This window comes from Polaromonas sp. YR568 (genome assembly GCF_900116715.1).
Taxonomy (GTDB): Bacteria; Pseudomonadota; Gammaproteobacteria; order Burkholderiales; family Burkholderiaceae_C; genus Polaromonas.
Genome location: NZ_FPBM01000009.1, coordinates 60,835 through 86,304, shown reverse-complemented (window position 1 = coordinate 86,304; position 25,470 = coordinate 60,835). Strand labels below are relative to the sequence as shown.

At 60.9% G+C, this 25,470-nt stretch carries 10 protein-coding genes and 2 pseudogenes; 3 read left to right on the top strand and 9 right to left on the bottom strand.

The window, feature by feature from the left end; translation table 11 throughout:
* Positions 1–142 precede the first annotated feature (142 nt).
* Positions 143–2,791 carry an alanine--tRNA ligase gene (alaS, locus tag BM408_RS17785; protein ID WP_092131717.1) on the top strand — a complete coding sequence of 883 codons (2,649 nt, stop codon included), beginning with the start codon at positions 143–145 and terminating at the stop codon, positions 2,789–2,791.
* Between the two features lie 135 nt (positions 2,792–2,926).
* On the opposite strand, the gene egtD is transcribed toward alaS, so the two are convergent.
* Complete coding sequence (gene egtD / locus BM408_RS17780) at positions 2,927–3,961, bottom strand: L-histidine N(alpha)-methyltransferase (RefSeq protein ID WP_092131505.1); 1,035 nt, start codon at positions 3,959–3,961, stop codon at positions 2,927–2,929.
* A 197-nt stretch (positions 3,962–4,158) separates the two neighbouring features.
* On the opposite strand from egtD, the gene BM408_RS17775 reads away from it, so the two are divergent.
* Together BM408_RS17775 and BM408_RS17770 are read left to right on the top strand one after the other, a co-directional pair.
* Entirely contained in the window at positions 4,159–4,722 is a 564-nt protein-coding gene (locus BM408_RS17775) for a TlpA family protein disulfide reductase (RefSeq protein WP_092131503.1), read from the top strand.
* Between the two features lie 93 nt (positions 4,723–4,815).
* Positions 4,816–5,937, top strand: coding sequence for a transglutaminase-like domain-containing protein (locus tag BM408_RS17770; RefSeq protein WP_092131502.1), 1,122 nt, complete (start codon positions 4,816–4,818; stop codon positions 5,935–5,937).
* A 77-nt stretch (positions 5,938–6,014) separates the two neighbouring features.
* Here BM408_RS17770 and BM408_RS17765 read toward each other — a convergent pair whose 3' ends face one another.
* The 8 genes and pseudogenes from BM408_RS17765 to BM408_RS17710 form a co-directional block, all read right to left on the bottom strand.
* The gene (locus BM408_RS17765) at positions 6,015–7,154 is read right to left on the bottom strand and encodes a DUF2827 domain-containing protein (protein WP_092131500.1); all 1,140 of its coding nucleotides are present in this window, start codon (positions 7,152–7,154) and stop codon (positions 6,015–6,017) included.
* Between the two features lie 20 nt (positions 7,155–7,174).
* The gene (locus tag BM408_RS17760) at positions 7,175–8,302 is read right to left on the bottom strand and encodes a DUF2827 domain-containing protein (protein WP_092131499.1); all 1,128 of its coding nucleotides are present in this window, start codon (positions 8,300–8,302) and stop codon (positions 7,175–7,177) included.
* Positions 8,303–8,372: 70 nt separating this feature from the next.
* Entirely contained in the window at positions 8,373–8,996 is a 624-nt protein-coding gene (locus BM408_RS17755) for a hypothetical protein (RefSeq protein WP_175541836.1), read from the bottom strand.
* Positions 8,993–10,177: a DUF2827 domain-containing protein gene (locus tag BM408_RS17750; RefSeq protein ID WP_092131497.1), complete on the bottom strand. Its 1,185-nt coding sequence runs from the start codon at positions 10,175–10,177 to the stop codon at positions 8,993–8,995. The genes BM408_RS17755 and BM408_RS17750 overlap by 4 nt, the downstream gene beginning before the upstream one ends.
* Positions 10,174–11,334 (bottom strand): DUF2827 domain-containing protein, encoded by a 1,161-nt coding sequence (locus BM408_RS17745; RefSeq protein ID WP_092131496.1) that lies wholly within the window; start codon positions 11,332–11,334, stop codon positions 10,174–10,176. Before BM408_RS17745 ends, BM408_RS17750 begins: the two co-directional genes overlap by 4 nt.
* A gap of 111 nt (positions 11,335–11,445) precedes the next feature.
* Positions 11,446–11,742 (bottom strand): annotated as a pseudogene (locus BM408_RS23275) (YadA-like family protein); the annotation flags it as partial.
* A gap of 468 nt (positions 11,743–12,210) precedes the next feature.
* Positions 12,211–24,531 (bottom strand): annotated as a pseudogene (locus BM408_RS22825) (ESPR-type extended signal peptide-containing protein); the annotation flags it as partial.
* Positions 24,532–24,583: 52 nt separating this feature from the next.
* Entirely contained in the window at positions 24,584–25,066 is a 483-nt protein-coding gene (locus BM408_RS17710; protein WP_092131494.1) for a DUF4019 domain-containing protein, read from the bottom strand.
* Positions 25,067–25,470: the final 404 nt, after the last annotated feature.

The window sequence follows — 25,470 nt, the reverse complement described above, 5'->3', positions numbered from 1 at the left end:
GCCGCCGGGAAAGCTTGATTGGCCGGATTCGCCCCCCAGCCGCCAAACTTATAATCAAATGTTTAAGTAAATCAAGCATTTAGGCATTTCGCCGCAGCCGGAACGCGTTGTTTTGGCTGCAGGCGGCCCCAACTGGCAGAACATGAGCACATCCACCCCCACGTCCAACACCGCGCCTGTCATCACCGTCTCTGAAATCCGCAAGACGTTTCTCGATTTCTTTGCGTCCAAGGGCCACACCGTGGTGCCGTCCAGCTCTCTGGTGCCCGGCAATGACCCGACACTGATGTTCACCAACTCGGGCATGGTGCAGTTCAAGGACGTGTTCCTCGGCACCGACAAGCGCCCCTATGTGCGCGCGGCCTCGGTGCAGGCCTGCCTGCGTGCCGGCGGCAAGCACAACGACCTGGAAAACGTGGGCTATACCGCGCGCCACCACACCTTCTTTGAGATGCTGGGCAACTGGAGCTTTGGCGACTACTTCAAGCGCGAGTCGCTCAAGTGGGCCTGGGAGCTGCTGACCGAGGTCTACAAGCTGCCGCCCGAGCGCTTGCTGGCCACGGTGTACGCCGAAGACGACGAAGCCTTCGACATCTGGACCAAAGAGATTGGCCTGCCGCCCGAGCGCGTGATCCGCATCGGCGACAACAAGGGCGGGCGCTACAAGTCCGACAACTTCTGGATGATGGCCGACACCGGCCCCTGTGGCCCCTGCAGCGAAATCTTCTACGACCACGGCGACCACATCCCCGGCGGCCCGCCCGGCAGCCCCGACGAAGATGGCGACCGCTTCATTGAAATCTGGAACAACGTGTTCATGCAGTTCGACATGGCCGCCGACGGCAGTGTCACCAAGCTGCCCGCGCCTTGCGTGGACACTGGCATGGGCCTGGAGCGCCTGGCCGCCATCCTGCAGCATGTGCACAGCAACTACGAAATCGACATCTTCGCGGCGCTGATCAAGGCCGCTGCACGCGAGACCGGCGAGAAGGACCTGGACAACAAGTCGCTGCGCGTGATCGCCGACCACATCCGCGCCACCGCGTTTTTGGTGAGCGACGGCGTCAACCCGTCCAACGAAGGCAGGGGCTATGTGCAGCGCCGCATCATCCGCCGCGCCATCCGCCATGGCTACAAGCTGGGCAAAAAAACGCCTTTCTTCCACAAGCTGGTGGCCGACCTGGTCAAGCTGATGGGCGACGCCTATCCCAAGCTGAAAACCGACGAAGCCCGCATCACCGCGGTGCTCAAGGCCGAAGAAGAGCGCTTCTTTGAAACGCTGGAAATCGGCATGACGATTCTGGACACGGCCCTGGCCGGCGGCGCCAAGGTGTTGCCCGGCGACGTAGCCTTCAAGCTGCACGACACCTACGGCTTTCCGCTGGACTTGTCGGCCGACGTTTGCCGTGAGCGCGGCGTGGAAGTCGATGAAGACGGCTTCAAGGCCGCCATGGACAAACAAAAGAACCAGGCGCGCGCAGCCGGCAAGTTCAAGATGGACAAGGCGCTGGAGTACATCGGCAGCGGCAATACCTTTACCGGCTACGAGTTGCTGGAAGAGCCCGCCAAAGTGCTGGCCCTCTACGCCGACGGCGTGGCCGTGCAGGCGCTGAACGCCGGGCAGAGCGGCGTCGTTGTGCTGGACACCACGCCTTTTTATGCCGAAAGCGGCGGCCAGGTCGGCGACCAGGGCCGGTTGACGGCGGGCGGCGCGACCTTCACCGTGGATGACACGCTCAAGATCAAGGCTGATGTGTTCGGCCATCACGGCACACAGGAAGCCGGCACGCTGAAAGTCGGCGATACGGTGACGGCGCAGGTCAACACGGCCTTGCGCGCCGCCACCGTGCGCAACCACAGCGCCACACACTTGATGCACAAGGCGCTGCGCGAAGTACTGGGCGACCATGTGCAGCAAAAGGGCAGCCTGGTGAACGCCGAGCGCACCCGTTTTGACTTCGCGCACAACGCGCCGGTCACCGATGCGCAGATCCGTGATATCGAGGCGCGCGTGAACGCTGAAATTCTCTCCAACGTGGCGACCGACGCCAGCGTGATGGCCATGGAAGACGCGCAAAAGTCCGGCGCGATGATGCTCTTCGGCGAGAAGTACGGTGAGACCGTGCGCGTGCTGACGATTGGCTCCAGCAAGGAACTCTGCGGTGGCGTTCACGTCAAGCGCACCGGCGATATCGGCCTGTTCAAGATCGTGGCCGAAGGCGGTGTGGCAGCCGGCGTGCGGCGCGTGGAAGCCGTGACCGGCGAGAACGCGCTGGCCTACCTGCAGTCACTTGAATCCACCGTGCAGTCGGCGGCCGGCTCGCTCAAGGCCAGCCCTTCGGAGTTGCAGGGCCGTATCGGCCAGGTGCTGGATCAGGTCAAGTCGCTTGAAAAGGAAATCGCCGCGCTCAAGGGCAAGCTGGCCTCATCGCAAGGCGATGAGCTGCTGACTCAGGCCGTGGACGTGAAGGGCCTGAAAGTGCTGGCCGCCAAACTTGAAGGCGCTGACGCCAAGACGCTGCGCGACACCATGGACAAGCTCAAAGACAAGCTCAAGACGGCGGTCATCGTGCTGGCGGCTGTCGACGGCGACAAGGTGCAGATCGCCGCCGGTGTGACTGCCGACAGCGTGGGCAAGGTCAAGGCTGGCGAGCTGGTGAACTTTGTGGCCCAGCAGGTGGGCGGCAAGGGCGGCGGCAAGGCCGACATGGCCATGGCGGGCGGCACCGATGCATCCAAACTGGGCGATGCGCTGAAGTCTGTGCAAGCCTGGGTGACCGAGCGCGCCTGATCAAGCAGCCGGGCCGTCAATCCGGCTGCTATTGATTTGGTAGCTGCTTGCGCCCGTGCTTAAAGGGCTGAAGAGGGCTAAAGACGTCTGAAGGCCAATTTCTCGTGGGAAATTGGCCTTTTTCTTTGGCCGCGTTTAAACGGTGGCCCAGAACACCGCAAACCAGCTTTTGGGGTCGGTCCAGTATTCAACCTGGCTGAAGCCGGCTTGTTGTAGCAGTGCCGTCATGCTTTCTACCGTGTATTTATAAGAGCACTCGGTATGGATGCGTTCCCCGGCGGCAAAGCGCCGCTCGTGGCCAGGCCAGCGCACCGTGAGGTCGCACTCGGCCTCCAGGTGCATTTCGATGCGCGACTGCGCGGCATTGAACAAGGCCACATGGCGCCACTGCCGCACGTCAAAGTCCGATTCCAGCAGTTCATTGACGTTGAGCAGCAGGTTTTTGTTGAAAGCGCCCGTCACGCCCAGCGCGTCGTCGTAGGCGGCTTCCAGCAATTCCGTGCTCTTGACCAGGTCGATGCCCAGCAGCAGGCCGCGCGCCTTGCCCTGCGCCGGGTCGGCGATGTGTTGCAGAAACTCCAAAGCCTGGCCGGGGTGAAAGTTGCCCAGGCTGGAGCCCGGGTAGAAAAACACGCGGTCATGGGTCTGCACTTGGTCCGGCAGTACCAGCCCGGCCGAGAAATCCATGCCCAGGCCGACGATGTCGAGCGCCGGAAAGCTGTTTTGCACCTGCTCGGCCGCGTCCCGCAAAAAGTCGACGGAGATATCGATGGGCACGTACTGGCGCGGCTGCAGATGGGGAATCAGCGACATGGCCTTGGCGCAGTTGCCCGCGCCCAGGTCGATCAGGCAGGGTTGGGTGATGCCGGCGCTCGCCAGCGCGCGCGTGAAGTGCGCATGTGAGGCTTCGAAGATGCCGGCTTCAGTGCGGGTGGGGTAGTACTCGTCCAGGCCGGTGATGGCTTCAAACAGTTTGGAGCCGAGCTCGTTGTAAAAGAACTTCGGGCTCACGGTCGCCGCCTCGGCGAGCAGGCCTTCGGCGATTTCGTCCGCTGCGCCGCCCGCTGAGCCAGAGGAGCTCGGCAGGGTGTCGTCGTAAAGGTTGATGAATTGGGGGGATGCCGTCGCCAGGGCTTCGGCGAGGCCGGGGAATTTGAGGGGCAAGTTCACGGTAGATCAGCCATTTAAGTGTTATTGAAAGATTTAAAAGCAGTTTGCAAACCGGATGTGTAGGACTGTGCCGCTCAAACCGCCGATGGGCAAGACCGGCCGGGCTTATATAGGACCAAATCTGTCCGCAGGGGGCTTTTTGCCTCCTCAACGCACCCGTCTGTTAGTCTGCGGCTGCTGCTCTTCCTTACATTTCCATGAAAAAACCATCGCTGCCGCACCCACGGTGCCTGTCACGCCGCCTGTTGCTGCAGTACCCGGCGGCCTGCGCTGTAGCGGCGGCTGCGGCGACGGCCGCCGCACAGGGCTTGACGGGCCCCGCTTACGAGGTGTCGCCCTGGGCAGGCCCGGTGTCCGCTTTTTCGCTGGTCGACACCCATGGCAAGACCTGGCGCCCATCCGACTTGCGCGGCCGGGCGGTGATGCTCAATTTCTGGGCCAGCTGGTGTGAACCTTGCCGGGCCGAGATGCCCACACTCCAGCAGGTGGCCGATTTCTATGGCGCCGACAAACTTTTGGTGCTGGCGATTAACTTCAAAGAACCGGTGGCGCGTGCCCTGCAATTCGCCAAAACAACCGGGGTGACCTTGCCCGTGCTGCTGGATCTGGACGGCAAGGTAGCGCGGGAATGGGGTGTGAAGGTCTTTCCGACGACGTTGATGATCGACCATTCCGGCCGGCCGCGACAGCGGGTCATGGGCGAGGTTGACTGGACCAGCCCTGAGGCCGAAAAGCTGATTGCCGCGCTGCTCAAGCCTTGAAGGGGGCAGGGGCGATAATTGCGGCCCAGACATCCTGCGGCATCTTTACCTGCTGCGGTGCACGTCGCCCTCACCCCATCCGGAGATCTTTTCATGACCACCGTACGCCGAGCCTTCCTGAAGAAAACCGCGGCAGCTGCCGTGGCTGCGGCATTGCCCGCCGTCACCTTCGCCCAAGCCCCTGCCGCAGCGCCCACCCGCCGCCACTTCGCCCCTCAAAGCGGCGCCTGGCGCACTTTTGACGTGACCACGCGCGTTGACATCGTCAAGCCGCAAGGTGTCACCAAGGTCTGGCTGCCGATTCCTTCGGTCAACAGCGACTACCAGCATTCGCTGGGAAACAGTTTTTCGAGCAACGGCAGCACGCTGTTGACGCAGGACGGCCGCGATGGCGCGAAGATGCTCTACGCCGAGTTTGCGGCCGGGGAGGCCCAGCCCTATGTGGAGTTGACCAGCCGCGTGCAGACGCAAGGCCGGGCCATTGACTGGTCGCAGAAAACCGCCGCCGCCGAAAGCGCCGACACGCTGCGCTACTTCACCCGCCCCACCGTGCTGATCCCGACCGATGGCATTGTGCGCAAGACCGCGCTGGCCGCCACCCAGGGCGCGAAGACCGATGTCGAAAAAGCGCAAAAAATCTACGACTGGATTGTTGCCAATACCTACCGCGAGCCCAAGGTGCGCGGCTGCGGCGAGGGCGACATCAAAACCATGTTGGAGACGGGTAACCTGGGCGGTAAATGCGCCGACCTGAATGCACTGTTTGTCGGCCTGTGCCGCTCGGTGGGGCTGCCGGCGCGCGATGTCTACGGCATTCGCCTGGTGCCTTCCGCCTTTGGCTACAAAGAGCTGTCGGGCAACCCGGCCAGCCTCAAAGGCGCGCAGCATTGCCGCTCCGAGGTTTATCTCAAGGGTCACGGCTGGGTGGCCATGGATCCGGCCGATGTGGCCAAGGTCATGCGCCTGGAAACAGCCGACTGGATCAAGACCACCAGCAATCCGGTGGTGGAGCCCGTGAACAAGGCGCTCTTTGGCGGCTGGGAAGGCAACTGGATGGCCTACAACACGGCGCATGACGTAGCACTGCCAAAGTCCGCCGGCGAGAAGCTGGGTTTTTTCATGTACCCCGTGGGCGAAAACGCAGCAGGGCGCTTTGATTCTTATGCGCCGGACGACTTCAAGTACCAGATCACGGCGAAGGAAATCACGGGTTGAGTCTTGCCTTTTGACTGGATTAAAAAGCCCTCCGCGCGAGGGCTTTTTCGTCTCTGGCCGCGCCGCAATAAGGAGGCTCAGGTGAGCGGCGTCGCCATCAGCCGGGTTAGCAGCATTTCGTAGCCGGCCACCACAGCAGTGTTGGTAGGCAGATAACGCTGGATCAGCTGGCGTTGCCGCGCCGTGTAGGCATCGGCTTGCGCGTCGTGGCCGTCAAAAACCTCGAGCAGGCGCGTGCAGCCCGCCTGCACATCGTTACCCTCGTAGTAGTAGCCCAGGTCGGCGCACAGATGGGCGTTGTGCACCAGGGGGTAGCCTTGCCAGCAAACTTCCAGGTAGAAGTAGTTGAGCGCGTTCTCCCACTGGTGTGAGATGACGACGTCGGTCATTTCGCTCAGAAAAGCCGGTGTTTCAAAAACACCCAGGAAAGACGCCTTGTGCTTGCGCACGATGTCGAGCTGGTTCATGAGCGCGACGAACTCCTTGCTTTCCTGCGCCAGGCGCACAGCGTTGGTCACATGCAGGTAGGCGATGGCGTCGGGCTTTCGCCGGTAAGCCTCTTCAGCAATCAGGATGGGGTAGAGGCAGAACTTGACCACGTCCAGGTTCTGCTCCATCACGCTGAGGCGGCGCGGGCCGGGCCGCGGCCTGTATTGGCCGGCATGGGGGAAGGCGCGGCTGCGCTCTTCGATGAACATCGGGTCCCAGACAAAAGGCACGACGGTGGCGGGCCTGCGCCGCAGCGTTGAAAAATAGTGCTGGCTGATGGGCGCCACCTGCGGGATGACCCACAGGTCGTCATAGCGCTGGTTGACGAAGAGATCGTAACCCCACAAAGGCCTGCCAAAGAGAATGGACTCCATGGTGTGCACGTATTCAAAACCGCAGCAATAAGACACGAGCCGCGTGCCGCGCTGTTTGAGGTAGTCCGTCTGGTTGGCGCTGATTTGGCCGCCCAGCTCGATCAACACGTCCAGCGAATCTTTGGCGTCGTCAAAGGTGACGGTAGGCCAGCGCTGCTGGTCCCACGGAAGCGCCGGCGTGATGCGCACGGCGGTGGTGTTGACCAGTTGCACCGAGCGGACCAGTGAGGAGGCCTTGAGGGCCTCTGCCAGGAAAACGGCGTTTTGTTTGATGCCGTTGTTCCAGAGGGTCTCGGCCTCCTGGTGCAGGCCGATGGTGATGCCGATGCGAAGGCCGGAAAGCGGTGTTGTCATGGCGCGTTGCCGGCCCGGCCTCAGGCTGCCCGCCGCGCCGGGAGCGCCGCGAGCAGCTGGTCGTAGGTAGCGACCAGTTCAGGATTGGCTGCCGTGTAGGCCAGCAGGTGTTGCCGCTGTTGCTGTGCATAGGCCTCTGCCGTGCCGTCATGCCGCTCCAGCACCTGGATCAATTGCCGTGCGCCTGCCTCCACATCGTTGCCGGGGTAGTAGTAGCCCAGCTCCGTGCACATGGAGGCGTTGTGCACCATGGGGTAGCCCAGCCAGCAGACGTCGAAGTAAAAATAATTCAGCGGGTTGTCCCACTGGTTGGAGATCACGACATCAGCGTGTTCACTCAAAAAGTTCGCCGTGTCATAGCGCCCCAGGAACGAGGCTTTGCCGGCATTGACGATGTCGAGCTGGAACATCAGCAGCTGGAACTCGCGGCTTTGCTCCGCCAGGTGCTTGGCGCTGCATACGTTCAGGTATTCGATCAGCTGAGGTTGCGCGCGAAAAACCGTCTCGGCGATCAGGATGGGGTAGATGCAGGCCTTGACCACATCCATATTGGGCTCCATGACGGCCAGCCGCTTGGCGGGCCGGCCCGGCTGGTAGCGGCCGCCATGGGGCAGGTTTGCCACGCTGCCTTCCAGCCAGCGTGGATCCCAGACAAAAGGCACGACCTTGGTGGGGCAGCGCCTCAGCGTCTGGATAAAGGAGCGCGAGTTGTTGGCCACCTGGGGAATGACCCATATCTCGTCATAGTGGCGGTTCATGTAGACGCCATGGGGCCAGATGGGGCGCCCGAAGAGTATGGACTCCAGCACCACGACGTACTCGCTGCCGCAGCAATAGCTCACCAGCCGGGTTCCGGCCGCCTTGAGCTGCAGCGAATGCTCCTCGCTGATGCCGCCGCCCAGCTCAATCAGGACATCCAGGTCGTTTTTGACGGATTCAAGCGTGACCACCGGAAAGGCCTTGAGGTCCCACGGGAGCTGGTCGGTGATGGGCACATCGGTGGTGTTGACCAGCTGCACGCGGTGCCCCAGGGGCGAAGCCAGCAGCACGCACGCCAGGTTGAGCGCGTTTTGCTTGATGCCGTTGACCCACAGGCTTTCATCGGGCGCCCGCAGGCCTATGGTGATGCCGATACGCAAGGCCGGCATGCTCAGCGTACTCCGCAGTCCAACCGGCCCGGCTGGGGGCGCAGGTGAGCTGCAGCGCTCGGCCCTGTATTCATCGGCTTCTTGCCTTTGCCGGGTCTTTCCAGTCGTATTCGACATGGCGCCGGATGATCAGGCACCCTGGCGGCGAATCGATCAGCGTGACCGATGCGCCGGGGTCGCGCGCGTCCACATAGACCGTGAAGGTGGCCAACAGCTGGGTGGCCTTGTAGCCGCCGAGTTCTTGTTGCGCGATGCTCCTGCAGGCAAACGGCGCAACCGAGATGCGCTCCGCCGCCACCGAGCAGCCGCCCGCCGCATCAGGAACCGCCGTCAATGAAAAAGCCAGGGAGGCGTTTTTGTATTCAACGCCACTCAGGGAAAAGAAAGGCCCGCCGTCGGGGTTCTTGCGGTCCCAGTCGACCAGCACATCATTGCCCGTGCTGCCGTTTACCGTCAGCGAAGACAGGCGGGAAATGGCGGGCAGGCAACGCTTGACGCCCACATTGGTGGCGGCGGCGGTCAGCGCATCCAGCGGCACGCCGGGGGCGGGTGCAACCGGGGCCGGAGCGGGAGGGCGCTGCGGAGTCACCTGTGCATGGCCGCCAAGGCTGAGCACGCAAAGAACACCCGCCGCCAGCAGCTTGCGCAGGCGAGACGCGTCGTTTAAAGGGGTCAGGGTGGAAAGTGAATTCATGGTGAGCCTGTGCTGTACAGATTGACCAGCGCTTCATTGTAGGCACGCACGTTATCTTCGTTTTCCGGGTGGAGGACGCGCAGGAAGGTGCGCGCGCGCGCCTGGTAGTTGGCCAGGTCCGCATCGTGCTGGGCAAACGCCTGCATGAGAGCCAGGCCGCCTTCTTCGCAGTCAAAGCCGGGGTAAAAATAACCGCAGTCCCCAATGAATGTGGAGTTGTGGATCAAGGGGTAGCCGCCGTGCAGCGCTTCGTAGTAGAGGTAGTTCTGCCCGTTTTCCCACTGGTGGCACACCACGGCATCGACTTGCGACGACAGGCACTGGTAGACCGGAAAGCGTCCTTCAAAGGTGGCCAGGCCGTGCCTGACGATGTCCAGGCTGTTGGCGAAGCCGACAAAAGTGACGTGGTCTTTGAGGTGAAAGGTGTTGTAGGCCCGCAGCAGCTCGATCATGCGCGGGTTGGCCCGGTGCGCCATATCAATGAGCAGCATGGGCAGGTGGCTGGTTTTGACCATGCAGATATTGGGCTCGAAGATGCCGAGGCGCCATTTTTTGCGGCCCGGCTTGTAGCCAAAGGTCTGGCCGTTCGGGAGTGTGGCAGAGGCCCTTTCAAGGACAACGGGACTCCAGAGGTGCTGCATCAGCCGCACAGGCGCTCTCATGGCGCTGCCGAAGTAATGCATGCAGCTGCGTTCGTATTCAGGCAGGGTCCAGATTTCGTCGTAGGGGGTACCGGCGATCAACAACCCGTGGGGCTTGTTGAAGATCATGCGTTCGATGTCGATGACATAGTCGTTGCCGACGCGCATGGTGACGACTTTTCCGCCGCGCTCACGAAAATTCACTGCCCATTCCCGGTTGAGCTGGGCGCTCATTTCGATCATCACATCGAGTTTTTCGCTGGCGGCGGCCATGTCAATGATGGGCACCGGGGAGTCCGCCATGAAACGCTGCGCGTCTGCCGCGTCGCCGTCGCCACCACCGCTGACCAGGTAGGTTTCACTCACATTCGGCGCGCGCATCAGCAGCATCACCAGGAACAGGCAGTTCTGGTAAATGCCGTTTTCCCAGAGGGACTGCTCGCCCTTGCGGACATAAATCGACACGCCGACCCGAAGACGGTCAGGTGTGGTGCGGCCTGCGGCGCCTGCCGGCTGGCTGGCAGATGTGGGTTTTGTCATGCTGCAACCCCTTTGTCTGCCGTATCGCGGAAAAGGTGCTGAAGCCTTCGGGCGTAGTTTTGCAGGTTGCGGTGGGCGAAGGGGTCAACGGAGGCGATGACCCTGGTGGCCTGGCCCCGGAAATGGTCCAGGTGCGCATCGTGCTGGCGTGCGGCCAGCAGCAGTTTGCGCGCGCCTTCGTGCGTGTCGAAGTCGGGGTAGTAGTAGTCCGCGTACCCCGCATCACGCAGCCAGGGCGAGTTGTGGATCAGGGGGTAGTTGCCGTAGAGGGCGTCGAGGTAGTTGTAGTTCTGGTCGTTCTGCCACTGGTGAGACACCACCGCGTTGGCGTGCTGCACCATGTAGCCTGCAAAGTCATGGCGGCCCTGGAAGATGGCTTTTTGCTGCTTGACCAGGTTCAGGGAGTTGGCCAGATAAAGCAGGGTGGGGTGGTCCTTGAGGTGCAAGGTGTTGAGGACATGCATGAAGTCGATCTGGGCGGGGTCTGCGCGGAATGCCTCGTCGCAAATCAGCATCGGGATGTTGGAACACTTGACCACCGACACGTTGGGCTCAAAGGTCGCCACGCGCAAGCCGGCTATCTTGCCCGCGGCGTCCGGTGATCGCTTCTTGAAGCCAAAGACATATTTCTCTTTTTCGAGCTCTTTGACGCGCTCGGCGAGAAACTGCGGGGACCAGATATAAGGAACCTCATAGACCGGGCACCGGTGCAGGGAGCGGAGCAGGGGTGCAAACTCCGTGAAGTCCTTGGGCAGCGCCCAGATCTCGTCGCAACGGTCGGCGCGGCTGAAGAAGCCGGGGCTCTCAAAGACGGTGGGCTCAATCAGGCCGACATAGGGCTGGCCGGCGCAATACCAGATCACTTTTTTGCCCTGGGCCCGCAGGTAGTCGAGCCATTTCACATCAAGCGCCCCGGCCATTTCAATCGCCACGTCGATCTGGTCCGTGGCCTCATGGGTGGCCATCATCCGCAGGCCCAGCGCGTCCATGTTCACCTGCGGGGGCATGGTGCTTTGGTCGCCGCCATTGAGCAAAACGACCGACTGGACAAAGGGGAGTTTCTGGAAGGCCTGGGCCAGGAAGACAACATTTTGCCCAAGGCCGTTTTCCCAGATGTTCTGGCCGGCATGGGTTAAAACTGAAATGCCAATTCGCATGGTGTTATCTCTTCAAAAGCAGAAAGCGCCGGCGGCACTCAAGCCGCACGGCGCTCACAGGGGGCCGGCAGGCCCCGCCTGGTTGACGGTAGGCACTTCAGCGCATTCTACTTAACGCCATTTCCAGCTTGCGCCAAAGTTCAGGCCCCATTCCTTGCCGGTGGTCGACACGCCGAAGCCCCATGCGCTCTTGCCGTCGTTGTTCAGTGCCTTGAAGTTGATGCCCAGCGCGCCATAGCCCTTGTAGTTGCCAAGGCCGACACCCAGGGCTTTTTCGCCGCCTTCCAGGTTGGGCATGTAGGTGCCCGCCATGGCCATGCTCATCGCGATACCGGAGTAGGCAATGCGCCTGACGTCACTCAACTGGGACACGTTCACCGCGTCGGTTGGCGCAATGCCAGGGGCGACATTGGTGATGCGCCGCTCGCTGCCAGGTGTGCCCACCGACACCGTGTTGGGCTGGTCGGCGACCGAGTACGCGCCCAGCGCGACAGCCCGGTTGGCTGTGGCTTCGGCGCTGGCGCCCAAAGCCACGGAGTCGTTGCCCGAGGCTAGTGAGTTGGAGCCCACGGCGGTGGCCGGGTCGGCAATGGCCCTTGCCTGGAAGCCGATGGCAACAGAGCCTTCGTAGGTTGCGGTGGCACGGAAGCCGATGGCCGTCGTGTTTTTGTCCTGGGCGAGCGACTGCGAGCCGTAGGCGGTGGCGCCGGTCGCCACCGTCGTCGTGGTGGCGCCGTTCACGCCGGCCCGGGTGCCGGCACTGGCGCAAAGGCCCGTCGCCGTGGTGTCGGCGCCGTTGGCCACGGTGCAATCCGACGGCGTTGCAATGGTCTGTATCGTCGTGCTGTTGAAGGCATTGCCTTGCGTCGTCAGCCCGCCGCCGGCGGCTCCGCCCGCGGTGGAGCCGATGACTGAGCCCCCATTGGCAGTGGCTGCATTGGCGGCGCTGACCAATGGGGCCAATGCCGCGGTGCCCGACGTGGCCGTTGCCAGTCCTGTCGACAAGGACGAAATGCCGCTGTTGACGGTGCTCAGGCCGGTGGAGAGCGAGCCCACACCGGTCGAGAGCGAACCGAAGCCGGTGGACAGCGAGCTGATGCCTGTCGATACCGAGGTAGACAGCGAACTGTTGGCCGTTGACAGGGAGCTCACGCCGGTCGACAGCGAGCTGACGCTGGTGGAGGTCGACGTCGACAAGGAACTGACGCCGGTCGACAGGGAACTTATGCCGGTGGAGAGCGAGCTGTTGCCCGTCGACAAAGAGCTCAGGCCGGTGGAGAGTGAACTGAGTCCGGTCGATGTCGAGGTCGACAGCGAACTGACGCCCGTGGACAGAGAGCTGATACCTGTGGACAGCGAACTGATGCCGGTCGACGTCGAGGTCGACAGCGATGCGACATTGCTGTTGGTTGTGCTCAACCCTGTAGACAGCGAGCTGACACCGGTCGACAGGGAGCTCACGCCCGTGGACAGCGAACTGATGCCGGTGGAGGCTGAAGTCGACAGCGAATCGATGCCTGTTGACAGGGAGCTGACGCTGGACGAGGTCGAAGTCGACAGCGAGCTGACACCCGTAGACAGCGAACTGATGCCGGTGGAGGTCGAGGTCGACAGCGAGCTGACACCCGTGGACAGTGAGCTGATACCGGTAGAGGTCGAAGTCGATAGCGAACTGACACCCGTGGACAGTGAGCTGATGCCGGTCGAGGTTGAAGTCGACAAGGAACTGACGCCGGTCGACAGCGAACTCACGCCGGTGGAGAGTGAACTGACACCGGTGGAGGTCGAGGTCGAAAGACTGTCAACCGCCGTCGACAGCGAGCTGACGCCGGTGGAGGTCGAAGTCGACAGCGAGGTCACATTGCTGTTGGTGGTGCTCAGCCCGGTCGAGATGGAGCCCACGCTGGTCGACAGCGAGATAAAGCCGGTCGAGAGTGAACCGAAGCCGGTGGACAGTGAGCTGAAACCGGTCGACAGCGAGGTCACGCCCGTGGACAGCGAACTGATGCCGGTGGACAGCGAGCTCTCGGCAGTGGATGTCGACGTTGACAGCGACGTGACACTGCTTTCTGCGGTGCTCAGGCCGGTAGACAAGGAGCTGAGACCCGTCGAAGTCGAGGTCGACAGCGAACTAAAGCCCGTGGAGATGGAGCTGAACCCGGTCGACACAGAACTGAAGCCGGTCGAGAGGGAAGAGATGCCGCTCTCAGCCGTGCTCAGACCGGTGGACAGGGAGCTGAAGCCTGTCGACGTCGAGGTCGACAAGGAGCTAAAGCCTGTGGAGATGGAGCTGAACCCGGTCGATACAGAGCTGAAGCCGGTGGAGAGCGAGGAGATACCGCTCTCTGCCGTGCTCAGGCCGGTAGACAGGGAACTGAACCCGGTCGAGGTCGAAGTCGACAAGGAACTGAAACCGGTGGAGATCGAGCTGAATCCGGTTGAGATGGAGCTGAAGCCAGTGGAGACGGAACCAAAGCCGGTGGAGAGGGACGAGATGCCGCTCTCCGCCGTGCTCAGGCCCGTGGACAGGGAACTGAACCCGGTCGAGGTCGACGTCGACAGTGAGCTGAAGCCGGTGGAGATCGAGCTGAAACCGGTCGAGATAGAGCTAAAGCCGGTAGAGACAGAACCAAAGCCGGTGGACAGTGACGAGATGCCACTCTCCGCCGTGCTCAGGCCCGTGGACAGAGACGTGATACCGCTGGTGGCGGTGCTCAGGCCGGTCGATGTCGACGTGGAGAGAGAGGTGATCCTGCTATCCGCCGTGCTCAGCCCGGTGGAAGTCGATGTCGACAGCGAGGTCACGTTGCTGTTGGTGGTGCTCAGACCCGTGGACAGGGATGTGATGCCGCTGGTGGCGGTGCTCAGGCCCGTCGAGGTCGACGTCGACAGCGAAGTGACGTTGCTTTCAGCGGTGCTCAGGCCTGTGGACAGGGACGTGATACCGCTGGTGGCAGTGCTCAAGCCGGTCGATGTAGACGTGGACAGTGAAGTCAGGCCGCTCGCAGCGGTGCTCAAACCTGTGGATGTCGAAGTCGACAAGGAGCTGATGCCGGTTGAGGTCGACGTCGACAGTGACGTGACGTTGCTCTCAGCAGTGCTCAGGCCCGTGGACAGGGACGTGATGCCGCTGGTGGCGGTGCTCAGGCCGGTCGATGTCGACGTGGAGAGAGAGGTGATCCTGCTATCCGCCGTACTCAGTCCGGTGGAAGTTGATGTCGACAACGAGGTGACGTTGCTGTTGGTGGTGCTCAGTCCTGTGGACAGAGAGCTAAAGCCCGTAGAGATCGAGCTAAAGCCAGTGGAGACGGAGCTGAAGCCGGTAGACAGAGACGAGATGCCGCTTTCGGCGGTGCTGAGGCCCGTGGACAGAGACGTAATGCCGCTGGCAGCAGTGCTCAGGCCAGTCGAGGTCGACGTGGACAGCGAGGTAAGGCCGCTGGCGGCGGTGCTCAAGCCCGTCGAGGTTGACGTCGACAAGGAACTGATACCGGTCGAAGTCGATGTGGACAGTGACGTGATGTTGCTTTCAGCGGTACTCAGGCCCGTGGACAGGGACGTGATGCCGCTGGTGGCAGTGCTCAGGCCGGTCGATGTAGACGTGGACAGCGAAGTCAGGCCGCTTGCGGCGGTACTCAAGCCCGTCGAAGTTGATGTCGACAAGGAACTGATACCAGTCGAGGTCGATGTCGACAGCGAGGTGACATTGCTTTCCGCGGTACTCAGTCCCGTGGACAGGGACGTGATGCCGCTGGTGGCAGTGCTCAGGCCGGTCGATGTAGACGTGGACAGCGAACTCAGGCCGGTGGACAGTGAGCTAAGACCCGTCGATGTTGAAGTCGACAGTGAGCTGAAACCTGTAGACACGGAACTGAAACCGGTGGACAGGGATGAGATGCCGCTTTCAGCAGTGCTCAAGCCCGTGGACAGAGAGGTGATGCCGCTGGTCGCCGTACTCAGGCCTGTCGAGGTTGAGGTTGACAGCGACGTGATCCTGCTATCGGCCGTGCTCAGCCCGGTGGAAGTCGATGTCGACAACGAGGTGACGTTGCTGTTGGTAGTGCTCAGACCCGTAGACAAGGACGTAATGCCGCTGGTGGCGGTGCTCAGACCAGTCGATGTAGACGTGGACAGCGAGGTCAGGCCGCTGGCGGCGGTGCTCAAGCCCGTCGAGGTCGAGGTCGACAGCGAAGTGACGTTGCTTTCCGTGGTGCTCAGGCCCGTGGACAGAGACGTGATGCCACTGGCAGCGGTGCTCAAGCCTGTGGATGTCGAGGTCGACAAGGAGCCCAGGCCGGTGGACAGGGACGTGATGCCACTGGTCGCAGTGCTCAGACCCGTAGAGGTCGAGGTAGACAGGGAGGTAATACGGCTGTCCGCGGTACTCAGACCTGTCGACGTGGAGGTCGACAGCGAAGTGACGTTGCTTTCAGTGGTACTCAAGCCCGTGGACAGGGACGTGATACCGCTCGTGGCAGTGCTCAAGCCGGTCGATGTAGACGTAGACAGCGAGGTCAGGCCGCTGGCGGCGGTGCTCAAGCCTGTGGATGTCGAGGTCGACAAGGAGCTGATGCCGGTCGAGGTGGAAGTCGACAGAGAGGTGACGTTGCTGTTTGCCGTGCTCAGACCAGTAGACACCGAGGTAATGCTGCTTTCAGCGGTGCTCAGACCGGTGGACAGGGACGTGATGCCACTAGTGGCGGTGCTCAAGCCGGTCGATGTCGAGGTGGACAGCGAGGTTAGACCGCTGGCGGCGGTGCTCAAACCTGTCGATGTCGAAGTCGACAGCGAGCTGATGCCAGTTGAAGTCGAGGTGGACAGCGAAGTGACGTTGCTTTCAACGGTGCTCAGGCCCGTGGAGAGGGATGTGATGCCGCTGGTGGCAGTGCTCAGGCCGGTCGATGTCGACGTGGACAGAGATGTGATCCTGCTATCCGCTGTGCTCAAACCGGTGGAAGTCGATGTCGACAGCGAGGTAAGCCCGCTGGCGGCGGTGCTCAAACCTGTAGATGTCGACGTCGACAGGGAGCTGATGCCCGTGGACGCCGAGGTCGACAGCGAGGTGACGTTGCTCTCGGCAGTGCTCAGGCCGGTGGACAGAGACGTAATGCCGCTTGTTGCCGTGCTTAGGCCGGTCGATGTCGAGGTCGACAGCGAACCGATGCTGCTGGTGACAGTGCTCAGGCCCGTGGAGGTTGAGGTCGAGAGCGAACTGATGCCGGTCGAAGCAGAGGTAGACAGCGACGTGACATTGCTGTTCGTCGTGCTGAGGCCGGTGGACAAGGACGCAATGCCACTTGTTGCGGTACTCAAGCCCGTGGAGGTCGAGGTCGACAGCGAGGTGACGTTGCTTTCGGTGGTGCTCAGGCCTGTGGACAGGGACGTGATGCCGCTGGCGGCTGTGCTCAGGCCAGTCGAGGTCGAAGTGGACAAAGAGCTAATGCCCGTCGAAGCTGAAGTTGACAGCGACGTGACATTGCTATTGGTTGTGCTCAGCCCAGTGGACAGGGACGTGACGCCGCTGGTCGCCGTGCTCAGGCCTGTCGAGGTTGAGGTTGACAGCGACGTGATCCTGCTATCAGCCGTGCTCAGTCCGGTGGAAGTCGAAGTCGACAGCGAGGTGACGTTGCTGTTGGTGGTGCTCAGGCCCGTGGACAGAGACGTAATGCCGCTGGTTGCGGTGCTCAAGCCGGTCGATGTCGATGTGGACAAAGAAGTGACGTTGCTTTCAGCGGTGCTCAGTCCCGTGGACAGAGACGTGATGCCACTGGTTGCAGTACTCAGGCCAGTCGATGTTGACGTGGACAGCGAGGTAAGGCCGCTGGCAGCCGTGCTCAGACCCGTAGATGTTGAAGTCGACAGGGAGCCCAGGCCAGTGGACAGGGACGTGATGCCACTGGTCGCAGTGCTCAGGCCCGTGGAAGCCGAGGTTGAGAGTGAGCTGATGCCAGTCGAAGCCGACGTTGACAGCGACGTCACGTTGCTGTTGGTGGTGCTCAACCCTGTGGACAGAGATGTAATGCCACTCGTTGCCGTGCTCAAGCCGGTCGACGTCGACGTGGACAGCGAAGTAACGCTGGAGTTTGTTGTGCTCAGTCCGGTCGACAGGGACGTGATCCCGCTGGTAGCCGTGCTCAGGCCAGTCGAAGTTGAAGTCGACAGCGAGCTGATACCAGTGGAGGCGGAGGTCGATAGCGAAGTGACATTGCTGTTCGTTGTGCTCAGGCCGGTGGACAGCGAAATAATGCCGCTGGTAGCCGTGCTCAGGCCCGTCGACGTCGAGGTCGAGAGCGAACTGATACCGGTCGAAGTGGAAGTCGAAAGCGATGTGACATTGCTGTTGGTGGTGCTCAGACCCGTAGACAGCGAACTGACGCCAGTCGAAGCCGACGTTGACAGTGAGGTGACGTTGCTGTTCGTCGTGCTCAGACCAGTGGACAGGGACGTGATGCCGCTGGTTGCAGTACTCAGGCCAGTCGACGTCGACGTGGACAGTGAAGTAAGACCGCTAGCGGCGGTACTCAGGCCCGTAGATGTCGAGGTCGACAAGGAGCTGATGCCGGTCGACGCGGAAGTTGACAACGACGTGACGTTGCTGTTGGTTGTGCTCAGGCCCGTGGACAAGGAGCTGAAGCCGGTCGAGACAGAGCTGAAACCTGTGGAGACGGAGGTAAAGCCGGTCGACAGTGAAGAGATGCCGCTCTCTGCGGTGCTCAAGCCCGTAGACAAAGACCCGATACCGGTCGACGTCGAGGTGGACAGCGAGGTAATGCGGCTGTCGGCAGTGCTCAGGCCCGTGGATGTTGAAGTCGACAAGGAGCCCAGGCCTGTGGACAGAGACGTGATGCCACTGGCTGCAGTGCTGAGTCCGGTTGATGTCGAGGTCGACAGTGAGGTGACGTTGCTGTTTGTTGTGCTCAGGCCAGTGGACAGGGACGTGATGCCGCTGGTTGCGGTGCTGAGTCCCGTAGAGGTCGAGGTGGACAACGAGGTAATACGGCTGTCGGCAGTGCTCAGGCCTGTCGAAGTTGACGTCGATAGCGAAGTGACATTGCTGTTCGCTGTGCTCAGGCCGCTGGACAGGGACGTGATGCCGCTCGTTGCGGTGCTCAAGCCCGTCGATGTCGAGGTAGACAACGACGTGACGTTACTGTTCGTGGTGCTGAGGCCGGTGGACAGCGAGGTGACATTGCTGTTCGTCGTGCTGAGACCAGTGGACAAGGACACAATGCCACTCGTTGCGGTACTCAAGCCCGTCGATGTCGAGGTCGAAAGGGAAGCGATGCTGCTGGTCGCGGTGCTCAGACCTGTTGAGGTCGAAGTCGAGAGCGACGTGACGTTGCTGTTGGTGGTGCTGAGCCCTGTAGACAGCGAACTGACACCAGTCGAGGCCGACGTTGACAGCGAGGTGACATTGCTGTTCGTCGTGCTGAGGCCGGTGGACAGGGACGTGATGCCGCTTGTTGCCGTGCTCAAGCCCGTTGAGGTTGAAGTCGACAAAGAAACGATGCTGCTGGTCGCGGTGCTCAGACCTGTCGAGGTCGAAGTGGATAGCGAGCTAATGCCGGTCGAAGCGGAGGTCGAGAGGGACGTGACATTGCTGTTCGTTGTGCTCAGGCCGGTAGAAAGCGAACTGACGCCGGTCGATGCTGAAGTCGACAGCGAAGTCACGCTGCTATTGGTCGTGCTCAGACCGGTAGACAACGAAGTGATGCCGCTAGTGGCTGTGCTCAAACCAGTCGATGTCGAGGTCGACAGTGAGCTGATGCCGGTGGATGCCGAGGTCGACAACGAGGTGACGTTGCTGTTTGTCGTGCTCAGTCCGGTGGACAGGGATACGATGCCGCTCGTTGCCGTGCTCAACCCGGTTGTGGTTGAAGTCGACAAAGAAACGATGCTGCTGGTCGCTGTGCTCAAACCAGTCGATGTCGAGGTCGACAGTGAGCTGATGCCGGTGGATGCCGAGGTCGACAACGAGGTGACGTTGCTGTTTGTCGTGCTCAGACCGGTGGACAGAGACACGATGCCACTCGTTGCAGTGCTCAAACCGGTCGAAGCAGAAGTCGACAGCGACGTGACGTTGCTGTTAGCCGTGCTCAGACCCGTAGACAGCGAACTGACGCCAGTTGAGGCCGACGTTGACAGCGAGGTGACATTGCTGTTTGTTGTGCTGAGGCCGGTGGACAAGGACGTGATGCCGCTCGTTGCGGTGCTCAAGCCCGTGGACGTCGAGGTCGAGAGAGAGCTGATACCGGTGGAGGCGGAGGTCGACAGCGACGTGACGTTGCTGTTAGCGGTGCTCAGACCCGTAGACAGCGAACTGATGCCAGTCGAGGCCGACGTTGACAGCGAGGTGACGTTGCTGTTTGTGGTGCTGAGGCCGGTAGACAAGGACGTGATGCCGCTCGTTGCGGTGCTCAAGCCGGTGGACGTCGAAGTCGAGAGTGAACTGATGCCGGTCGAAGCAGAAGTCGACAGCGAGGTCACGTTGCTATTGGTGGTGCTCAGACCAGTAGACAGCGAGCTGACACCAGTCGAGGCCGACGTTGACAGCGAGGTGACATTGCTATTCGTTGTGCTGAGGCCGGTGGACAGGGAGCTAATGCCGGTGGAAGCGGAGGTCGACAGCGATGTGATGCCGCTCGTTGCTGTGCTCAAACCAGTCGAAGTCGAAGTCGATAGCGAGGTAATTCGGCTGTCTGCGGTACTCAAGCCCGTCGATGTCGAGGTCGAGAGAGAGCTGATGCCGGTCGAAGCAGAGGTCGACAGCGAGGTGACATTGCTGTTGGTGGTGCTCAGACCCGTAGATAGCGAACTGACACCAGTCGAGGCCGACGTTGACAGCGAGGTGACATTGCTGTTCGTCGTGCTAAGGCCGGTGGACAGAGATGTGATGCCGCTCGTTGCTGTGCTCAAGCCCGTTGAGGTTGAGGTGGACAAAGAAACGATGCTGCTGGTCGCAGTGCTCAGGCCTGAGGATGTCGAGGTCGAGAGTGAGCTGATGCCTGTAGAAGCGGAGGTCGATAGCGACGTGACATTGCTGTTTGTTGTGCTCAGGCCAGTAGAGAGCGAACTGACGCCGGTCGAAGCTGACGTTGACAGCGACGCGACGTTGCTGTTCGTGGTGCTCAAGCCGGTGGACAGGGATGTGATGCCGCTGGTGGCGGTGCTCAATCCTGTCGAAGTCGAGGTGGAGAGCGAACTAATGCCGGTTGACGCAGAGGTCGACAGGGACGTCACCCGGCTGTCCGTAGTGCTCAGACCCGTAGACAGCGAAGTGATGCCGCTCGTTGCCGTACTCAGGCCAGTCGACAAAGAACTGATACCGGTTGAAGCAGAAGTCGACAGCGAAGTGACGTTGCTGTTGGTCGTGCTCAAGCCGGTGGACAGCGATGTGACGCCGCTTGCCGTTGTGCTCAGGCCCGTCGATAGCGAGCTGATGCCAGTGGAGGTTGAGGTGGATAGCGACGTTACCCGGCTGTCGGTCGTGCTCAGACCAGTGGAGAGTGAAGTGATGCGGCTGGTCGCGGTGCTCAGGCCTGAGGATAGTGAACTGACGCCTGTTGAGGCAGAGGTCGAAAGCGATGTGACGTTGCTGTTGGTGGTGCTCAGGCCCGTGGACAACGAACTGACGCCGGTCGAAGCCGACGTTGAAAGCGAGGTGACATTGCTGTTGGTGGTGCTCAGACCCGTGGACAGGGACGTAATGCCACTGGTTGCGGTGCTCAGGCCTGTAGACAGCGAGCTGATGCCAGTCGAAGCTGAAGTTGACAGCGAGGTGACATTGCTGTTCGTTGTGCTCAGTCCGGTGGACAGCGAGCTGATGCCCGTCGAAGCGGAGGTCGAGAGCGACGTGACATTGCTGTTGGCGGTACTCAGACCCGTAGACAACGAACTGACGCCGGTCGAGGCTGATGTTGACAGCGATGTGACATTGCTGTTCGTTGTGCTCAGGCCGGTGGACAGTGAAGTAATGCCGCTGGTGGCTGTGCTCAAACCAGTCGAGGTTGACGTCGACAGGGAGCTGATGCCGGTCGAGGCGGAGGTCGACAGCGACGTGACGTTGCTATTGGTTGTGCTCAGGCCGGTGGACAGTGAACTGACACCGGTCGAAGCCGACGTTGACAGCGAGGTGATGTTGCTGTTCGTCGTGCTCAGGCCGGTGGACAAGGACGTGATGCCGCTTGTTGCCGTGCTCAAGCCCGTTGAGGTCGATGTCGACAAAGAAACGATGCTGCTGGTCGCGGTGCTCAGGCCCGAGGATGTCGAGGTCGAGAGTGAGCTGATGCCGGTAGAAGCAGAGGTCGACAGCGAAGTGACGTTGCTGTTCGTTGTGCTCAGGCCTGTAGACAGAGACGTGATGCCGCTAGTTGTCGTGCTCAGGCCTGTAGACAGCGAGCTGATGCCGGTCGAAGCTGAGGTCGACAGCGACGTGACGTTGCTGTTGGTGGTGCTCAGGCCCGTAGACAAGGAACTGACGCCAGTCGAAGCGGACGTTGAAAGCGAAGTGACGCTGCTGTTGGCAGTACTCAGTCCGGTAGACAGGGAGGTAATGCCGCTCGTTGCGGTGCTCAAGCCCGTCGACGTTGACGTGGACAGCGACGTGATGCGGCTGTCGGCGGTGCTCAGCCCAGTGGAGGTCGACGTAGATAGCGACGTGACATTGCTATTCGTAGTGCTAAGGCCGGTAGACAGCGAGGTGACACTGCTGCTTGTCGTGCTCAGGCCAGTCGACAACGAACTGATGCCGGTTGAAGTAGAGGTGGACAGCGACGTTACCCGGCTGTCGGTCGTGCTCAGGCCCGTCGACAGGGATGTCACACGACTGTCTGTTGTGCTCAATCCGGTTGACAGCGAGGTGATGCGGCTGGTCGCTGTGCTCAGGCCGGTGGACAGTGAGCTTACGCCCGTTGAGGCCGAGGTCGAGAGCGAAGTGACGCTGCTGTTGGCAGTGCTCAGGCCGGTCGACGCCGATGTAGAGAGAGACGTGACATTGCTGTCAGTTGTGCTCAGTCCGGTAGAAAGGGACGTGATGCCGCTGGCAGCGGTGCTCAAGCCAGTCGATGTTGAAGTCGACAGCGATGTCACCCGGCTGTCGGTTGTGCTCAGGCCGGTTGACAGTGAGGTGATGCGGCTGGTCGCGGTGCTCAGGCCTGTTGAGGTCGAAGTGGAGAGCGAGCTAATGCCGGTCGAAGCGGAGGTCGACAGCGATGTCACGTTGCTATTGGCGGTACTCAGTCCTGTAGACAGTGAACTGACACCAGTCGAAGCTGACGTTGACAGCGAAGTGACATTGCTGTTCGTCGTACTGAGGCCGGTGGACAAAGAAGTTATGCCACTTGCTGTCGTGCTCAAACCTGTAGACAGCGAGCTGACGCCGGTCGACGCTGAAGTCGACAGCGACGTGACGTTGCTGTTGGCGGTGCTGAGACCGGTGGACAGTGAAGTAATCCCACTGGTGGCGGTACTCAGACCGGTCGACAAGGACGTGATGCCACTTGTTGCCGTGCTCAGACCCGTAGACAGCGAGCTGATGCCTGTGGATGTCGAGGTGGACAGCGACGTGACATTGCTGTTTGTTGTGCTCAGCCCGGTGGATAGAGATGTGATGCCGCTCGTTGCCGTGCTCAGACCGGTGGACAGAGACGTAATGCCGCTTGTTGTGGTGCTCAAGCCTGTAGACAGCGAGCTGATGCCCGTGGACGCGGACGTGGACAGCGAGGTGACATTGCTGTTGGTGCTGCTCAGTCCGGTGGACAGCGAAGTGATCCCGCTGGTGGCTGTGCTCAACCCCGTCGACAGGGAGGTCACCCGGCTGTCGGTAGTGCTCAACCCGGTGGACAGTGACGTGATGCGGCTGGTGGCAGTGCTCAAGCCCGTCGAGGTTGAAGTCGACAGCGAGACGACGCTGCTGTTGGTGGTGCTGAGGCCAGTGGAGAGCGAGGTGATACCGACGTTGGCAGTGCTCAAGCCCGTGGACAAAGACGTGATGCTGCTGGTTGCCGTGCTCAGTCCGGTGGACAGCGACGTCACGTTGCTGTTGGTAGTGCTCAAGCCGGTTGAAAGGGAGCTCGTCACCGTGGACAGCTGGGTCACGTTGACAGCATCTGTCGCATCTTTACCGGCGGCCACGCCCGAGATCGTGCGGTTGCCGACATTTACTTCGCCGGCAGAGTTTTGCCCTGCTGTGATGCCGAAGGCCGTATAGCCGGTTTGCGCACCCACAGTGGCGGAGGAATTGGAGCCCAGGGCCACACTGTCTGCTTTGCTGACGGTGGCGGTGGCTCCAATGGCAATTGAGTTGGCGGTACTGGCGGTGGCGCCGGCTCCAATGGCAACCGAGCTGGTATTGCTTGCAGTTGCAGTTGCGCCTAGCGCAACAGCGCTTGCACTGCTCGCCGATGCACCCGATCCGGCTGCAAGGGATGAAGTGCCGCTGGCAATGGCCGCTCTTCCAAGCGCTACGGCTTGTGCTGCGCTAGCCGTTGCCGCATTGCCGGCAGTGGCACTTCCGCCGATGGCGACGGCATCTGCGTTTGTGGCTCCTGTGCCGGTGACAAGGGCATTGCGCCCAATGGCGATGGAGTAGTCAGATCCCGCTGTTGATCCGCCCGTGCCTGTGCCGTTGCCGCCACCAATGGCAACTGAAGACGTACCCACTGCATTCGCGTCATTGCCCAGGGCATATGCGCCGGAGCCCACTGCCTTGGAGCCGGAGCCGATCGCAGTTGCACTGCCTTGGGAAGCGGTAGCGTTATTACCGATGGCCACGGCGAAGCCGGCGGTGGCTTGCGCACCGGTACCGAGTGCGACCGAGCTTGCACCGGTAGCGTCGGTGTTGGCGCCGATCGCGGTGGAGTTGTCACCGCTGGCGACCGCTGCATTGCCAAGAGCTGTGCCGGCATTACCACTGGCAGTTGCTCTTTGCGTAGTGGCCGTGGTGCCACCACCGATGGCAATACCAGTGCCTGCCCCCGCAGGGGTGATCGTTCCGTAGGTACCTGTGGCTCCGGGAGCGCCCCCGATAAAGTTGGCATTGGCGCCCGAGGACATGAGTACCGCCGCACCGAGGATCGAAGAGGCTACGACGGCGCTCACTTTGGAGCCGCTGCGTTTGCCTCGCGCGCTGGAGATTTCGGATACAGCGACCCACGTACCTAAAAGTTCGCTGTATACGGTGCGGTAAAACTTATTCATTTTTGACTCAGAACGGGTATCGGTTCAAAGGTGCAAGGTGGATTGACGCAGCTCATCTGGCAGGTTGCTGCGCAGCAGGCTGACCCACGCCGTACAAATAGCCAACCGGGACCCAACGGTCCCTGTCCCAATACACCGCGACTTTTTCCCAGCCCCGGCTATTGGCAAATGGCGCGTAGAACAGCACGCTCGCAAACTCCCCTGGGGGCAGTCCCGCTTTGTTGACGTCGTGCTCCATAACCGCCCAAACCCTTGGCGCGGCTCTGGTGCCCAGAAGGCGGTTCTTGGTGGAGATGTAGGTGGCCCAATTGGCGCGGCTTTCCTTTTCCTTCATGAAGGAAAAGCTTTGATCCCACATCGCGCCACCCTGATCGGCATCAGCCAGGGTGAGCCACTGTTCGGCAACGGCAATGGCTGCATCTGCGGAGGAAACAGGCTGTGCGGACACACCGAAGGACAGCATCAGCGTCATCGCCAATGCCCATAAGCGCGGAGCCAGGCTGCTTTTCAGGTCACGGTGTGTTGCGGTATTCATCTGGTTTCTTTCAAACTCAGCGGCGTTACGTCTTTAAATAGGTGCTTAAGCGCTATTTGTAAAAAAGTGTGCTATTGACGTGTTAATAATGTAATTAGTTCGCAGAATTTTCCCACGTACCCTCGGGTATAGGTGGGAATTACCACACAAAATTGTTGCAAGGTATTGATTGGATTGGATATTTGCCAGAAATATCACGACTTTCCCTTGCACAGAAATTTGCGTAAACCGTATGAATACGCATCAAAAATGATTCTGGATGTAACGCTTTATCATATTTGTCAGAGTATTTCGTTTCTTTCGGTTGCATATTTCACGAAAAATCGATTCAAAGTATTAATACCGTGAGCAATTTCACGCGAAACCTGACTGGCAATACGTCTGTACTCGAATCCGTTGGATTC

What these genes read in the sequence shown, in the direction of transcription:
- alaS (WP_092131717.1), top strand. Translation starts at nt 143, where the DNA reads ATGAGCACATCCACCCCCACGTCCAACACCGCGCCTGTCATCACCGTC.
- BM408_RS17775 (WP_092131503.1), top strand. Translation starts at nt 4,159, where the DNA reads ATGAAAAAACCATCGCTGCCGCACCCACGGTGCCTGTCACGCCGCCTG.
- BM408_RS17770 (WP_092131502.1), top strand. Translation starts at nt 4,816, where the DNA reads ATGACCACCGTACGCCGAGCCTTCCTGAAGAAAACCGCGGCAGCTGCC.
- BM408_RS17765 (WP_092131500.1), bottom strand. Translation starts at nt 7,154, where the DNA reads ATGACAACACCGCTTTCCGGCCTTCGCATCGGCATCACCATCGGCCTG.
- BM408_RS17760 (WP_092131499.1), bottom strand. Translation starts at nt 8,302, where the DNA reads ATGCCGGCCTTGCGTATCGGCATCACCATAGGCCTGCGGGCGCCCGAT.
- BM408_RS17755 (WP_175541836.1), bottom strand. Translation starts at nt 8,996, where the DNA reads ATGAATTCACTTTCCACCCTGACCCCTTTAAACGACGCGTCTCGCCTG.
- BM408_RS17750 (WP_092131497.1), bottom strand. Translation starts at nt 10,177, where the DNA reads ATGACAAAACCCACATCTGCCAGCCAGCCGGCAGGCGCCGCAGGCCGC.
- BM408_RS17745 (WP_092131496.1), bottom strand. Translation starts at nt 11,334, where the DNA reads ATGCGAATTGGCATTTCAGTTTTAACCCATGCCGGCCAGAACATCTGG.
- BM408_RS17710 (WP_092131494.1), bottom strand. Translation starts at nt 25,066, where the DNA reads ATGAATACCGCAACACACCGTGACCTGAAAAGCAGCCTGGCTCCGCGC.